This window comes from Aureisphaera sp. (assembly GCF_059726885.1).
Map to the genome: position 1 here is coordinate 1,825,514 of NZ_AP041051.1, position 14,890 is coordinate 1,840,403.

General features: G+C 39.7%; 18 protein-coding genes. 6 read left to right on the top strand and 12 right to left on the bottom strand.

What is annotated here, in order from left to right; translation table 11 throughout:
* Positions 1-27: 27 nt before the first annotated feature.
* Positions 28-825: a TspO-related membrane protein gene (locus AC6JAD_RS07945; protein WP_461304706.1), complete on the bottom strand. Its 798-nt coding sequence runs from the start codon at positions 823-825 to the stop codon at positions 28-30.
* On the bottom strand, positions 822-1,397 hold the full coding sequence (locus AC6JAD_RS07950; protein WP_461304707.1) for a hypothetical protein: 576 nt from the start codon (positions 1,395-1,397) through the stop codon (positions 822-824). The genes AC6JAD_RS07945 and AC6JAD_RS07950 overlap by 4 nt, the downstream gene beginning before the upstream one ends.
* Positions 1,398-1,483: 86 nt before the next feature.
* On the opposite strand from AC6JAD_RS07950, the gene AC6JAD_RS07955 reads away from it, so the two are divergent.
* Positions 1,484-1,909, top strand: a complete 426-nt coding sequence (locus tag AC6JAD_RS07955) for a tellurite resistance TerB family protein (protein ID WP_461304708.1) — start codon at positions 1,484-1,486, stop codon at positions 1,907-1,909.
* A 14-nt stretch (positions 1,910-1,923) separates the two neighbouring features.
* Here AC6JAD_RS07955 and AC6JAD_RS07960 read toward each other — a convergent pair whose 3' ends face one another.
* From AC6JAD_RS07960 to fbp, 7 genes are all read right to left on the bottom strand, one after another.
* On the bottom strand, positions 1,924-3,438 hold the full coding sequence (locus AC6JAD_RS07960) for an ATP-binding response regulator (RefSeq protein WP_461304709.1): 1,515 nt from the start codon (positions 3,436-3,438) through the stop codon (positions 1,924-1,926).
* A 1-nt stretch (position 3,439) separates the two neighbouring features.
* Complete coding sequence (locus AC6JAD_RS07965) at positions 3,440-3,925, bottom strand: Rab family GTPase (RefSeq protein WP_461304710.1); 486 nt, start codon at positions 3,923-3,925, stop codon at positions 3,440-3,442.
* 71 nt (positions 3,926-3,996) lie between these two features.
* On the bottom strand, positions 3,997-4,599 hold the full coding sequence (locus AC6JAD_RS07970) for a hypothetical protein (protein ID WP_461304711.1): 603 nt from the start codon (positions 4,597-4,599) through the stop codon (positions 3,997-3,999).
* Positions 4,596-5,087, bottom strand: coding sequence for a Rab family GTPase (locus tag AC6JAD_RS07975; protein WP_461304712.1), 492 nt, complete (start codon positions 5,085-5,087; stop codon positions 4,596-4,598). The genes AC6JAD_RS07970 and AC6JAD_RS07975 overlap by 4 nt, the downstream gene beginning before the upstream one ends.
* The gene (locus AC6JAD_RS07980) at positions 5,078-5,899 is read right to left on the bottom strand and encodes a cell envelope biogenesis protein OmpA (RefSeq protein ID WP_461304713.1); all 822 of its coding nucleotides are present in this window, start codon (positions 5,897-5,899) and stop codon (positions 5,078-5,080) included. The genes AC6JAD_RS07975 and AC6JAD_RS07980 overlap by 10 nt, the downstream gene beginning before the upstream one ends.
* 13 nt (positions 5,900-5,912) lie before the next feature.
* Positions 5,913-6,263 (bottom strand): fructose 1,6-bisphosphatase, encoded by a 351-nt coding sequence (locus AC6JAD_RS07985; protein WP_461304714.1) that lies wholly within the window; start codon positions 6,261-6,263, stop codon positions 5,913-5,915.
* Between the two features lie 79 nt (positions 6,264-6,342).
* The gene (gene fbp, locus AC6JAD_RS07990; RefSeq protein WP_461304715.1) at positions 6,343-7,341 is read right to left on the bottom strand and encodes a class 1 fructose-bisphosphatase; all 999 of its coding nucleotides are present in this window, start codon (positions 7,339-7,341) and stop codon (positions 6,343-6,345) included.
* A gap of 87 nt (positions 7,342-7,428) precedes the next feature.
* Between fbp and AC6JAD_RS07995 the strand changes: the two genes are divergently transcribed.
* The 3 genes from AC6JAD_RS07995 (at position 7,429) to AC6JAD_RS08005 (ending at position 11,072) form a co-directional block, all read left to right on the top strand.
* Entirely contained in the window at positions 7,429-7,908 is a 480-nt protein-coding gene (locus tag AC6JAD_RS07995; RefSeq protein WP_461304716.1) for a GNAT family N-acetyltransferase, read from the top strand.
* Positions 7,909-7,928: 20 nt separating this feature from the next.
* The gene (locus AC6JAD_RS08000) at positions 7,929-9,185 is read left to right on the top strand and encodes an aspartate kinase (RefSeq protein ID WP_461304717.1); all 1,257 of its coding nucleotides are present in this window, start codon (positions 7,929-7,931) and stop codon (positions 9,183-9,185) included.
* 75 nt (positions 9,186-9,260) lie between these two features.
* Positions 9,261-11,072 (top strand): GNAT family N-acyltransferase, encoded by a 1,812-nt coding sequence (locus AC6JAD_RS08005; protein WP_461304851.1) that lies wholly within the window; start codon positions 9,261-9,263, stop codon positions 11,070-11,072.
* A 7-nt stretch (positions 11,073-11,079) separates the two neighbouring features.
* On the opposite strand, the gene AC6JAD_RS08010 is transcribed toward AC6JAD_RS08005, so the two are convergent.
* Positions 11,080-11,811, bottom strand: a complete 732-nt coding sequence (locus AC6JAD_RS08010; protein WP_461304718.1) for a hypothetical protein — start codon at positions 11,809-11,811, stop codon at positions 11,080-11,082.
* Positions 11,812-11,952: 141 nt separating this feature from the next.
* Between AC6JAD_RS08010 and AC6JAD_RS08015 the strand changes: the two genes are divergently transcribed.
* Both AC6JAD_RS08015 and AC6JAD_RS08020 read left to right on the top strand, forming a co-directional pair.
* Positions 11,953-12,885 carry a YHYH protein gene (locus AC6JAD_RS08015; protein WP_461304719.1) on the top strand — a complete coding sequence of 311 codons (933 nt, stop codon included), beginning with the start codon at positions 11,953-11,955 and terminating at the stop codon, positions 12,883-12,885.
* An 11-nt stretch (positions 12,886-12,896) separates the two neighbouring features.
* Positions 12,897-13,388: a DUF6702 family protein gene (locus tag AC6JAD_RS08020; protein ID WP_461304720.1), complete on the top strand. Its 492-nt coding sequence runs from the start codon at positions 12,897-12,899 to the stop codon at positions 13,386-13,388.
* Here the strand turns inward: AC6JAD_RS08020 and AC6JAD_RS08025 are convergent.
* Together AC6JAD_RS08025 and AC6JAD_RS08030 are read right to left on the bottom strand one after the other, a co-directional pair.
* Positions 13,385-14,353, bottom strand: coding sequence for an MBL fold metallo-hydrolase (locus AC6JAD_RS08025; RefSeq protein WP_461304721.1), 969 nt, complete (start codon positions 14,351-14,353; stop codon positions 13,385-13,387). The two genes, AC6JAD_RS08020 and AC6JAD_RS08025, sit on opposite strands and share 4 nt — an antisense overlap.
* The gene (locus AC6JAD_RS08030) at positions 14,350-14,886 is read right to left on the bottom strand and encodes a DinB family protein (protein ID WP_461304722.1); all 537 of its coding nucleotides are present in this window, start codon (positions 14,884-14,886) and stop codon (positions 14,350-14,352) included. The genes AC6JAD_RS08025 and AC6JAD_RS08030 overlap by 4 nt, the downstream gene beginning before the upstream one ends.
* Positions 14,887-14,890 lie beyond the last annotated feature (4 nt).

A 14,890-nucleotide genomic window follows, 5' to 3' on the forward strand; every position in this document is an offset into this window, starting at 1 on the left:
TGAATAAATGTCTTTGGTTTGTGAGCATTATTTTTTATTATTTCGGACGAGTTTTACAATAGGGTTCGTTTTATAATTTTTGGCTGCATGTATTACAATGTTCACACTCAAGAATACGGCTGCAATAAGGGCCGTGGTTTTCACTGCTTGTTCCGCATCCCAATTGGCAACAGCAATAGCGAAAAGTGCCCAAACACCTACTGCCGCAAATTCCCTTAAATTCCTTTTCCAGATCAGAATAGTGTTCACCGAGGTTGCAATTCCTATCATAAATACCGTCCATAATGTAGGTGAGATTCCCCAACCGGACCAATTTATTTTTACGAGGTAAGCAGAGACATTGGCGATACTAGCTACTGTGATCCATCCTGCATATATTACAAATGGCCACCAAAGGAATAGGATGGTCCTTAACGGAGCATCCCATAACTCCATATCATTATGGAGGATTATCTTGAGTAGGGATACCAACAAAAGGAACATGGCAATGATAGATAACCCCGTATAGCCATACATCCAAGTGAATACCCAACAGCAATTGGCGACACAGGAAATGAGGAACCAGAAACCGATTTTTAATACAAAATCGTCGTTTTCAACACGGATAAAAAGACTTCTTCCCTGATATATGGCAAAGCCTAATAATAATAAATAAATGAGGCCCCAAATGGCAAAGGCATACCCTGCCGGTGTAAAAAGGGAATTCAATCCATCAGAAATTGAACCAATGGTTTCTCCGTTCATTACTCCTGTATTCGATAAATAATTAATGAAAATGGTGCTTCCAAAGGCAAGCCCATTGGCAATTTGCAGCGTTTTTTTCATAGGTTTTGGGGGTTGGACAGGTGCTCTATGCAAAGCTCCCGTAGATTCCATACTTCGGCAAAGGACAACGCGATCTGTTCTTCTTTAATCCAGTTTTTTATATAATCTTTATGATAGTCAACTTTAAACCCTACAACCTGCCCTGGGGAGATTTCCAATTCTTCCATAAGTGCATTTTCAATTATATTGATATTGGAACGCGGTGAGGTAAGATCTTTTCTAATTCCGTGAACTTTTAGATAACAATGGGCTTCGGGGATAAAATCTAAAATGGATGCCTTCAGAACAGCGCCTATCCCAGGGGTGTTGTATGGGTTCATCTTATACATGCCCAAAAAAAGCTGCACTTCCTCCAGGTGGTTTTCCGAAGCCACGCTTTTTAGGAACGCATGCTTACTACTACAGGTGCCTTTACCTTCAGAGAGCACTAACGAAAAGTCTTCCCGGTTGGAATTTCTGCCATAAGGAAGTGATTGAACATAAGTGGTTAAAGTTTGCCAATCTGTAATTGCCAAATTCCTTATTTTTTGCGAAAGGATACCATTAGACAGTAATTTTTGTCCCTTATTCATAGTGAGCTTAAATTACTACTTTTTTCCCTGTATTTTTCAATTAAATACCATGCAATAATTTTATATTTGCATTCTAAATTAGTACTATGTCATTCACAGATTTATTCCAAAGCGGAGAACGTAAGAGAAATTTGGGCCACTTTGCTTCCATAGCCAATATGGCGGCAATAGATGGGGCCTTAAATGAAGCAGAAGAACAGTTGCTAAAGCGTTTTGCTACTAAGTTGAATATTAGCGATTCCGATTATACAGAGATTGTAAAGAACCCGTCTAAATATCCAATTCATCCACCAAATTCTGCAGATAAGAGATTGGAAAGAATGTTGGATTTGTTCAAAATGATATTTGCGGATAATGAATTTGACGATGAAGAAAGAGCTCTTCTAGAACGCTATGCCATAGGCTTGGGGTATACCGAGGATTTGGCGGCCAAATTGATTAAACGATCCATCGATATATTTAGCGGAGGTCTGGATTTAGAAGACTACCGATACTTATTGAACAAGAAATAAAAGGCTGTTAGCTATTATTTTTCAAGGAGCTTTTCAATGGTTTTGAAAAGCTCTTTTTTTGTATAGGGCTTGGCCAAAAAAGCATCGGCGCCAGCTTTTATCATATCCTCTTGTTCATTCACTAGTGTGCTGCCACTTGCCATGAGAAGTGGGATTTGGTGCCGCAGTACGTGATCGTCCTCCTTCAGCACTTTCAATAACTCGGCTGCAGTAGCATCTGGAAGGGCTTTTTTCAAAATGATGAGGTCGTATTTTTTCTTCACTAAAATGGAGAACAAATGTTCTGCACTATTGGCCATTTCAATTACATATCCTTTCTCATTGTTTAGAAAGGTCTTCATAAACAGCATTTGAGCTGTTGGATCGTCCTCCACAATTAGGATACGCTTGCTATGAAAAATCCCCGTCCCTTTCTTTACGGTTTTCTTTTCACGTTTTGAAGCCCTTTTTTCGAAAGGAATCTCACATATAAATGTCGTGCCTTGACCTACTTTACTATTTACGCGAATGGAGCCTCCAAGGAGTCCAACCAAATCCTTCACAATCTTAAGGCCCAATCCTTCACCCAATGGCTTCTCCTTTTGAAGTTTCAATTGAAAATAGGAATCGAAAACCTTTGTAAGCTCTTTTTCAGGAATCCCCTTGCCCGTATCACTTACCTCAAAAATGACATTGGCCACTTTTTTGTCGATGCTTTCCCGGGATACCTTTAAACGTATGGAGCCTTCTTGGGTATTCCTAAAAGCATTTTCAAGCAAATTGAAAAGAATCTGGTTCAATCTAATTGGATCCCCAATAAAAGTCTTGGGCATTTGCTCTTCTGTGGAAATTGTGAAGTCGACCTTTTGCTTTTCGTATTTTAAATCGTAGTGATTCTGAATGTTAGCCAGTATATATCCTAAATGAAAATTGACATGTTTTTTCGTAATGATACCCCGTTCTATTTTCGAAATATCCAACATGTCCTCCAGTAAAGTTTTTACATGTGTGCCCGCTTTGCGAATAACTTTTAAGGTTTCATACTGTTCGTAATCCAATTTGGTTTCACCCAGTAACTCTAAGAAACCGAGCATGCTATTAAGAGGGTTTCTTATCTCGTGATTTAGATTGGACAGAAATCCATTTTTAAAGTTTTCCTTGGCTTCCAGTAACCTTTTGTCGAATTCCAATTTGTTTTTGGCAATGGACGCCTCATTCTTTTCCTGTACCAGTGGATGCGAAGCTTCATAGTGCTCAGTAAAATCGAAAAAGAGCATGATGACACTTTGGTCCTTGGGTAAAATCTCTATATCCACAATTTTCGAAGTACCGCCTATTTCCAGATTTACACAGGGGAGTGTTGTCTTTTCATTGAGTACAGGGAATAAAGTTTGTAACCCCTCAAAAAAGGGATGAAGCGTTGCTATATTTTTACCCTTTGGGAATTTGAAAAAGGATTCGTCGCTATTAATAACAGTGCCGTCTTTTTCAATTTCTATTTCCTGAATGCGCTTGTGCGCAATTTCAGATTTTAAATCGCTTAGACTCATCTTAAGTGGTTTTAACCCCTATATCCTGAAAAAGGGTTTCTACGGTATCGCCAGTTCTGGCACTGGTAAAAAAGCAATTTTCAAAGATGGGATCTTTAAAAAAGGATTCGGTAAAATCGTCATCAAAAAGATCGGCTTTATTCCCAGCCAGACTTACCGGAACATTCGGAAAGTGCTCTTTTAAATAAGAAAACTCATTTTCTAATTGCTCATAGGTTTCTGGGCGTGTTATATCGAATACGTACACAAAACCATGTGTGCCCAACAAGTACGATTTTCGGGCTTTATCTATAGAAGTATTACCTTCCACATCCCAAATAATGAGCGTGATGGTCTCGTCCCCTATGGAGATGTCTTTTTTCTTTACGTGTACTCCCACCGTCACTAGGTAATCTTCGCTAAAGGCATCATCTACATAGCGCCTTAGCAAACTGGTTTTACCAACACCAAAGTGCCCGAGGAGTACAATTTTTTTGGTTTGGGCCATTGATAATTGTAGTAATATGAATGGTAAAGATATCTTTTTCCTTAGAGTTAGAAAATGAAGGACTAATTTTCTTACGAATCGAAGTCAAAATCCAAGCCCTCCTTAATCTGTATGGACCGAAGGTGGAAGTTTCCTATAATTTCTTCAATTTCTTGAAGATGAGCTCTTTGTTCAGGCTCTAGGGATGTGCGTTTCAGTTGCTCGACCTTGTGAACTACCTTTTCCATTTCTGCAATGAGTTTGGTGTCGATTCTTTCTCGAATAAAGTCCAAATAAGCGGCTTTTTCGGAAGTATACTTTAATTTAAGCTCGTGTTCCCGCTCTTGTAACATGGCACTTTTCTTTTCTTGGGCTGCTTCGTGAAGATGCTCGTAATGTTGGGAATAATCGAAAAGCAGAATGGCTAGGAAATCCCTTTCTTTTTTAATGGTAATGTCGCAAACAACTTCTTTTCCGTAAACATTGAGTTGTACACATGGAAATGCCAAACTATTTTCTAATATGCCGTCTTTTTCCAATTCATGCTGTAGACTTTCAAAAAAAGGATGGAGCTGGTATAGGTTTTCACCCTCATTAATGGTAAAAATCGTATTGCTGCTGAAAAATAGTTCACCGGACGGCTTGGCATGAATTTCCTGAATCTTCTTCGAAAAGAATGTACTTTGTTTGTTCATGATTCTAGTTTTTGTGAAAGACGTGTAAAAAGCTCCTTAATGCCATCTCCTGTTTTTGCGCTTACATAGCCTGTAACGTCTATTTTTTTCTCCCTCATTAATAAGGCAATGCTCTCTTTTTCCCCAAGATCTATTTTGTTGCCAATAATTTCCAATTGTACCTTGGGGTATGCATCCTTCATAAAGGAAATGTCCTTTTTTAATCCCTGATACGTATATGGCCGGGTAACATCGAACACATACACAAATGCATGGGACCCTAATAAATAGGAAGCACGTGTGCTGGAAACGGAAGAAAATCCCTCCAAGTCCCAAATAATCATAGATAGTTTTCTTCCCGAAGGCAATTCGATCACCTTTTTCAGAATCTGTACGCCCAATGTAGGCACGTAGTCCTTATCGAAAATGTCCAACAAATAGCGTCTGGCAATCGATGTTTTGCCGACACCAAATTGCCCTAACAAAACGATTTTTTTCGTTATTTCCATTTCTTGAAAAAATCACGCAAAAAAGAGTCAATTTCCTCCCTGGTGAGGGTAGAAACCTTAGGGGATAGTTTTTTGGATAATGTGAGTAACTTGTTTTCTATTTTACTTTCGAATGAGCGGGTGTAGTTTCCAGAAACCACTGCAGCAATATAATAACTGAAAAAATTCTGGATGTGGATCGTGTATAATTCATATTCTACGGCTTCCAGGTTTTGCGCTCCAGCCGAAAACGCATCCTCTACAAAACTTTTAATGGCTGTAAGCATACCAGATACCATATCCTTGTCCAAAGTTTCCGTTTTACTGAAATTACCCAGTAATATACCCGATCCTTTTTCAATGATAAAGATCTCATTTAAAACAGGTGGATTGGCCTCGCTTAAAATAAGGTCGCTTTCTTTTACGCCCGTAAATCGAGCCCTTAGTTTCCGTTTTATCGACTGAATTGAAAAGGTATTGTTTACCTTCTTGTTGATAGTCTCTGAGAGACGTGAAATTTCGTTTTGGACATACCGCTTTATCATTTGGCCCATAATTGGGTATAACGCCTCCACAACTTCATCTTTTGAGTCCTGAATTTGTTTCTGAAGGGTTTCCGTTATAATAGGCCCAAGCTTGGAAGGAATACTCTCTACAAATTCCTGTAATCGATCTTCTAGGATTGGATCGATTTTTTTCGAAAGCTTATCCCGTTTTTCAATGGTTTCGGAGACCTTGTCTAAGCGTTTGCTTACTGCATTCGCAACCTCCCTGTCATCCATTAACAGGATTTCACGAAGCAATCTAAGCCTGTCTTCTTCCTCCTCTACCATGGTAGAATGTGATTTAAGAGCTTATTTTTTCACCCAAATTGATAAGAAGTTTTCCTAGGGTTTTTCGATCCAATTTCTCTTCGTCCAGCGCATTGGTTTTTGCCTGCAAATTGTCTTCTAGATCGGTGATTCTAATATTCACATCGGTACTTAAGGAGTCAATAGACTGCATAAGTTCGTTCCGAACTTCATCTATATAGCTTTCCAGTTCAGCTTTGCGCTTGTCAATTTCCTTTTTTAGGGTATCGAATTGACTGTCGTACTGTTCTATATTCTCACCAAAGATGAGATTTTTAATGGCCTCAATTTTGGAAGAGGGGTCAATTGGTGCTTGCGAATCTTGAGGTGTACTTTTCTTAGCCATTGATTAGGTGTAGTTAGTTATAACATATATAAATGTACTAAAAAAAGAATAATCTATTGCTCGGTTCGAACAATAATAGCTATTGCATAAAGGACTCAGCTTTCTCTACCATTTTTTTGCTTCCACAGAAAAAAGGAACACGCTGGTGAAGCTCAGTGGGTTGTATATCCATTATACGTCTAGAGCCGTTGCTTGCTTTTGCCCCAGCTTGCTCTGCAATAAAAGCCATAGGATTGCATTCATATAACAATCGCAGCTTACCATTGGGGTCCTTGGCAGTGTTTGGATAAATATAAATACCTCCCTTAATCATATTTCGATGAAAATCGCTAACCAAGGAACCAATGTATCGGGAAGTGTACGGGCGATCTCCTTCTTCGGCCTGACAGTATTTAATATAATCCTTTACTCCTTGTGGGAAATGCACGTAGTTCCCTTCATTCACCGAATAGATTTTTCCAGTCTCGGGAAATTTCATATTGGGATGCGAGAGATAATACGTTCCAATGGCTGGGTTTAGGGTAAATCCATTTACACCATGCCCCGTTGTGTATACGATCATGGTAGATGTTCCATAAATAATATACCCTGCGGCCACTTGGTTTTTTCCTGGTTGAAGGAAATCCTCAAGGGTTACCGGAGTTCCTTCTGGTGTGACCCTTCTGTAGATGGAAAAAATCGTTCCTACCGAAACGTTTACATCTATATTCGAAGAACCATCCAAAGGGTCGATTAAAACGACGTACTTGTTGTCGTTTTTCTCGTTACGTCCCTTAATGGTAATGAAATCATCTTCTTCTTCACTTGCGATGCCACATACAATTTCACGATTTGTCAATGTCTTAATGAAGGCCTCATTGGCAAAAACATCCAGTTTTTGTTGATCTTCCCCCTGCACATTGGTATCGCCTGCAGCACCAAGAATATCGACCAACCCAGCTTTGTTTACTTCGTGGTTTACCACCTTGGCAGCGAGACGAATCGAATTGATTAGTCTGGATAGTTCCCCGGATGAATATTTGAATTCGCCTTGGTTTTCAATGATGAATTCTCCGAGGGTCTGGTTTTTTTGTGGCATTGTGGTGTAGGTTGGTATGAATTTGGGCCAAATATCGGGATTTTTAGGAAAATTGAACCGATATTTGCTTTGGAAAATCTTGTAAAAATGGACATTATAATTCGGAAAGCCACTCCAAACGATATGAAGGCAGTTCTCGGGCTTATAACTGAACTGGCTATTTTTGAAAAAGAACCCGATGCGGTAAAGATAAGTGTAAAGGATTTGGAAGAAGCTGGTTTCGGCGAGGATCCCATGTATACTTGTTTCGTAGCCGAACACAATAGTGAAATTGTGGGAATGGCCCTGATTTATTTTCGCTTTTCAACCTGGGTTGGGAAAACGGTGCATTTGGAAGATCTTGTAGTGAAGGAGAAAATGAGAGGGCATGGTATAGGGAACCTACTCTATAAAGAAGTGATGAAATTTGCACTGGATGCAGGGGTAAAACGAGTGAACTGGATGGTGCTGGGTTGGAACAAGGGAGCCATACGGTTTTACGAAAGAACAGGAGCCGAAGTGTTAGAAGATTGGTGGCAAGTAGGGATGGACGAGGACGGAATAAAGAACTTTGTTGAAAATAATTAATTAGGATCCTTAAGTAACAAATGAAAGTTTTCAAATTCGGAGGAGCGTCAGTAAAGGATGCCAATGGAGTTAAAAATATGGTTTCTGTGTTACAGACCATGAACGAGCATAATTTGGTAGTAGTGGTTTCTGCTATGGGTAAAATGACTAATGCCTTCGAAGCCATGGTCAAAGATTATTTTTCGGATTCGGATGCGTATAAAGCAGCGAAGAGTGAAATCTACCAATACCATCAGACTATTTTGAAAGATTTGTTCTCCAACGAATCACATCCCGTTTTTCACAGAATAAACGAACTGTTCACAGATTTGGGTTCTTTCTTGGAAGGTAATAAGTCTACCTATCACGCTTTCGTCTACGACCAAGTAGTATCCTACGGCGAATTGATTTCTACTACAATTATCTCCGCATACCTCAATGAAATTGGACTAAAGAATTCTTGGCTGGATGTTCGCACATGCATACGGACCAATGATTATTACAGGGATGCAAGGGTAGATTGGAAACGGACCCAAGAGCAAATCACAAAAAACGTAAGCAGAAAAGGAATTGCCATTACCCAGGGATTTTTGGGTGCTGAATCGGAGAATAACTTTACAACAACACTAGGGAGAGAGGGAAGCGATTACACTGCTGCCATATTTGCCTATTGTTTAAATGCTGAAAGTGTAACCATTTGGAAAGATGTGCCAGGAGTGCTCAATGCAGATCCGAGATATTTCAACAATACCCAATTACTCAAACACATTTCGTATCGCGAAGCGATTGAGTTGGCCTTTTACGGGGCTTCAGTCATTCATCCGAAGACATTACAACCACTGCAGCGTAAGGAGATTCCACTATATGTAAAATCGTTTGAAAACCCTCAGAACGAAGGCACCTGTGTGGGAAAAGGAGTTACCCTGGACCCAATGACTTCGTGTTTCATACTTAAGAAGAATCAAGTCTTGATTTCACTATCCTCCCTGGATTTCAGTTTTATGATGGAGGATAATTTTAGTGAAGTTTTCGATTTGTTGCATCAGTACAAAATGAAAGTAGAGCTTATTCAAAATTCTGCGATTAGTTTTTCTGTGTGTATCGATAATAAATACAACAACCTAGAAGCGCTTCTAACTAAGCTTCGGGAGAAATTTAAGGTTACATGTTACTACGGGGTAACACTTTACACAATTCGCCATTCTAAATCTGTTGAGATTAAATCCCTGACGGAAGAAAAGGAAGTTTTACTCAAGCAAGAAAGTGCTGAAACGGTACAATTGGTAGTAAACGAGTGAGTTATTTAATTTCGGGGGGTTTCCCTATATTTGTTCTCCTTCGCTGTGAAGGAACTACTAATCCTAACCACCTATATGGGACTTGTTAATGCCAAAGAAGTTGCTAAGGCCATAAAAGTTGATAAATTCGGCTTTATTGGTACTTCTATGGGGTGGTTACTCATGAAGATCTTGAAAATTTCTACCATGAACAAGATCTACAACAAGCACAAACACCTTAGCGATTTAGAGTTCATGAATGCTTTGTTGAATGAATTCGAGATAAAATTCGAAATCCCTGAGGAAGACCTAAAAAGAATCCCTAAAAATGGATCCTTCATTACCATATCTAATCACCCATTGGGAGGAATAGACGGTATATTGCTCCTCAAGTTATTACTGGAACACCGCACTGATTTCAAAATCATTGCAAATTTTTTATTGCATCGTATAGAGCCATTAAAGCCCTACGTAATGCCTGTGAATCCTTTCGAAGGTCATAAGGATGCCAAGAGCAGTGTCATGGGATTTAAAAGTGCAATTACCCATATTAGGGAAGGGCATCCGCTTGGTATTTTCCCGGCAGGGGAGGTGTCAACCTATCGCGATGGGAAACTAGTGGTGGACAAACCTTGGGAAGTAGCCGCGATGAAGTTGGTAAAGAAAGCCGAGGTGCCTGTGGTTCCTATTTACTTTCACGCCAAGAACAGTAAATTATTCTATCGTTTGGCCAAACTTAGTGATACCCTAAGAACAGCCAAATTACCTTCTGAATTGTTAACCCAGAAAGAGCGAGTAATTAAAGTTCGGATAGGGAATCCAATCTCTGCCAAGGACCAAGCTGAGCATGAAAGCCTTGAGGATTTTACAGAGTTTTTAAGAAAGAAAACCTATGTGCTTTCCAATCCTTTTGAGAAGAAAAAACTATTGGAAACCATTCCGAAAACTATCAAAATAAATAAACCTCCCAAACAAATTGCAGGTCCCGTGTCCATTGAGAATATGGAAGTAGAGATTAAGGCCTTAGAAGAAGATGGAAAACGATTGCTTAAAAGCAAGAACTATGAAGTTTATCTGGCACCGGCTGTAGCCATTCCAAATATTCTTCAGGAGATAGGCAGATTAAGGGAAATCACTTTTAGGGAAGTGGGCGAAGGAACCAATAATGCGACCGATTTGGATCATTATGATGCCTATTACCATCATATGTTTTTATGGGATGACGATGCAAAGAAATTGGCTGGTGCATATCGCATGGGATTGGGACAAAAAATATTCGAGAAGCATGGTATAGATGGTTTCTATTTGCAAAGCCTTTTCCGATTCGATGAAGAGTTGCATGATATGATGAGTAAATCCATTGAGATGGGCCGTGCTTTTATCATAAAGGAATATCAGCAGCGTCCAATGCCGTTATTTTTGCTTTGGAAGGGAATCGTTCATACCACCTTGCGTTTTCCGCGGCATAAATTTTTAATTGGTGGTGTAAGTATAAGTAATCAATTTTCAGAGTTTTCGAAGTCGTTGATGATTGAGTTCATGAAATCCAATTATTACGATCCGTACGTGGCACAATATATTAACCCCAAAAAGGAATATAAGGTAAAACTAAAGGATGCGGATAAGGATTTCATCTTCGACGCTAGTGCTGCCGACCTCAATAAATTCGATAAACTAATCGATGAGGTGGAGCCTGGAAGTTTAAGGCTACCGGTACTTATTAAGAAGTATATTAAACAAAATGCCAAGGTAGTGGCCTTTAATGTGGATCCGATGTTCAACAATGCAGTAGATGGACTCATGTATATTCGAATTGCAGATCTTCCTGAAAGTACAGTAAAACCAGTTATGGAAGAGTTTCAAGCCGAATTGGAAAAGAAATACCTCAATAGAAGTGAGGAAGAGTAAACATTCCTTATTTCTTTTCGACTCTTTCCGCTTTTATAATGTCCTCCAGACTGTATTTTTGTTTTTTGGAAGGTTCTGCCACTTCGTCAATGAGATTCAGGAGTTTAATGGTGTTCCCAATTTGCGTATTCGAAATAGAAAGATAATGGTCTATACATTCCTTATGTGCCTTTAGTTTTTCTTCCGTTCCCTTCTCTTTGTCCGTCAAGATTTCCAAGGAAAACAACTGATTTTGTTTAGCCATGGCCGCTTTGTCCATGAGGTCATTTAGCCATGCCAAAATACCAACGGATAATTGGGCATAGTTGGACCTGCTATCCTGCATTTTTAATGGAGGATCCTTTAATAATAGAGTGACGATGCTAAGCATACCAAACCCACCAAAAGCAGTAGCTAAGAATGTTTCGCCCTTCCAACCAAAATAAATAGCAACCCCTATGAGGATAAACCCAATTAGGAAGGTCATTGAAAACATTACCTTAATGATATTCTGAACGTTTTGACTTTCCTTTAGGGACGCTTCTAAGGAGAGTTTTAGTTTGTTGATTAATCGAAGCGTATCCTCTCCGGTTGCATCCACCTGTTCTCCTTGTTCATGGGATGATTGTGCCATAATGCTCTGTATATGTTCAATTTGCGAAATGGTGCGTTCGGAGACTTTGTTTTCGATTAAATACTCCTTGTTAATGACATTTTTTGGGTTTATCAATACCTCAATTACAGATTCTAAAAGTTTCATAATGCGTGGTTTAAGGAGGGGAGTTGACTGTACATCGAAGATATTCAAAATAATCATCACAATGTTAAACTATTCCCAACAAATAAAACCTTGAGGTGATTCTTCAGTCACAAGTAACAAGACATACCAAAACCACAAATTATGAATAAGCTTCTTTTAGTCCTTCTTTTATTGCCGACACTCCTCAACTGTACTACCAATGACGATGGGGAAACTACATCTTCAAGCGATGATGATCAAGGGACCACCGAGTGCACAGGGGTTACCAGTACCTTTAGCATTAATTTAGAGGAATCAACCTGTACAACGAATCTAAGCACTACGAGTGTGTACACAGAGGTGACCGACGCAACATCGGATATTCGTACAATTACATTTAATGGAATTCCAAGCCATTTAGTGGGAACATTTCCCAATGCTGGAAACCCAAATACCATAAGTGAACAAGGCGAAACCTACGATGTAGATTTAACCCCTTCTATAGCTAGTACTACCAGAACTTCGCAAGGGTATGAATTTGGGGTCTTGTTCAGTGGGGTTTCTATGGACCCTTATACCGCGGAATTTTTCATAGGAACCAACGGAATGAACATGGAGTGGAATATCACAACGCTCACCTCTACCGTAGATTTGGGTTTAGACTGTAATAATGCTCATGTGCAACCTACGGGCAAATATCACTACCATGGAACACCGACAGCCTATGCCTCGGATCTGGGGATTGATGGAAGTGAAATGGTGAAAGTGGGATATGCAGCAGACGGATTTCCCATCTACTACAAATATGGGTATGACGACGCAGGCAATGATATTATCGCCTTGGAAAGTGGTTATCAGTTAAAAGAGGGGGCACGACCTGGGGATGGTGATACCGCTCCGGATGGATGTTATGATGGCACATATTTTCAGGATTATGAATATGTAAGTGGGATTTCTCCACTTGATGAATGCAATGGTCGCTTTGGGCTAACTCCCGATAGCAGTGATGAATATTATTATGTGATTACGGATAACTTTCCTTCGTCTCCCTTATGTTTTTCCGGGACTCCTAGCGATGACTTCAGTTTCTTTTAAGATATGCGATTATGCAAAAAATAAGATTAGTTTGGTTGGTTGTTTGTATTGGGATGGTGTCCACAGTATGTGGGCATAATCCCAATCAGATTGGATATAATTTAAATGAAGAAGATCAATCCTTAACGATTCAATTTACATTGCGATCGGCTTTGGATTTAGTAGAGCATATCTGCCCGGGAGTTAAGGGAAATACGACTTTTCAATTTTCGGATTATTACCAAGATATCACGACCTATTTTAATTCCGAAATACAACTTCAAATAAATAACAAAAGCATTCAATTTCAGCTAGATAATGCATCGCTCAATGCACACGATGCTTTTTTGAAATTTAATCTAGATCCAATTTCCAATTGGAAATCCATTGAGATGACTGTAGATAGTTATACCGAAGTGTATAGGCGAACAAAAAATATCGTGAAGATTGCTTGCAGAGACGAAAGCAAGAAGTTCTTGCTTTCCAAGAAAGACCGCCATATCTCATATGGGTCATTACTTTAAAGAGGGAAAATACCGTCTATACTCGCAACATTAAATCCGCTTTCAACAACAGTTTTATAAGCTTGACTTTCTGTATTGAGAACAGGATTGGTGTGGTTAAAGTGGATGAAATGAATTTTCTGTTTTTCTTCTAATGTAAGCGAGCTGAAAAGTGCCATGCTTTCAATTATAAATGGATGTGGTATTTGTGAGATGTCCCTCGTATTAATCTCCTCTCCATGATAGAATGTGGCGTCTACGAAGGCATAGTCTACCTCCGAGATAATCTCCATAATAGAAGTTCCCCATTTCTCCCACTTATCTATATCGGGAATGAAAAGGGCTTTTTTAGAAGGGCCTTCTATGGTATACCCTACCGTTTCGGAATATTCATCCCTGTGCGGCACCAGGAAAGGGGTGACAGAAACCTGATCGGTAAGGAGGATTTCTTTTTTAGCGGCCATTTCTTCTATGGAGATGTTACCCGTATGTACTAATTGATCCCAAGGGCCGTTGGTTTCCAAAAACGCCTTCATTCGTGGCATGGCATATACTGGAATGTTATTGGCATTCGTTGCCTCTTTACCCAGATACATGAGGCCAGAGTAGTGCCCAATATGGGCATGGGTAAGGAAAATGCCCTCTGGGAATTCTCCTTCGGATTTGGCAATCTTCGTCAGCTTTTTTAATTGTCGTGAAATGTCTGGGGTGGCCTCAAAAAGGTATGAGGTATTATTTATGGGATCTACCAATCCAAGGGAAGTTACCTGTCTCAAGGGATCTGGGTTTTTGAATAACTCACTACAACATTCCTTTTTACATGCTATATGGGGTGATCCAGCATCTTGAATAGTACCAAGTACGGTAAGAAAAGGGGAATTAGGTACAATTTCTTTCTCAGCAGTTACCTTTTGGGAACCCTCTTTTTCTTCCTTTTGCTGACAGCTTAAAATGAATAAGAGCGTTATGAGGAGTAGTATTCTCATTCGGCAGGAGTATAATTAAGGATGGTAAGGTATTTGGGCCAAGGGCCCACTTCATCTTTGTATTGTTTTGCCATGACACGTGCTATTTGGGCAATATGCCCTAAATCATGTACTACCCATGCGGCTAACATTTCACGAAGGGCAACGGGACCTAATTCTGGATGATTCGCTTCTTTGGAAAGGTCTTTTTCACTCAGGTCTTTAGATCGCAACGTAATTAAGTTTGATTTCCTTAGATTTTCAAACTCATCCAATAAATCCGCCAGACTTTTGCCCTCGCTCATTCTAAATTGGGCAAATCGATCGTAGGGTTCGAATGTTTTATTCGGCCCTTCACTTAAGACAATTTCCAATCTTGGCATCCAATCCGTTCTCTCACCATGAACTAAATGACCTATGACATCGTATGGGCTCCAGCTGCGACCGCCTTCATTGGAATGGGTCCAAGAATCGGATAGTCCAGAAAGCATAGATCTAAGGGCTAATGGAGTGCGTTGCAATATGGAAATGGCTTCCTCTAGATTGTATTTCATAGGG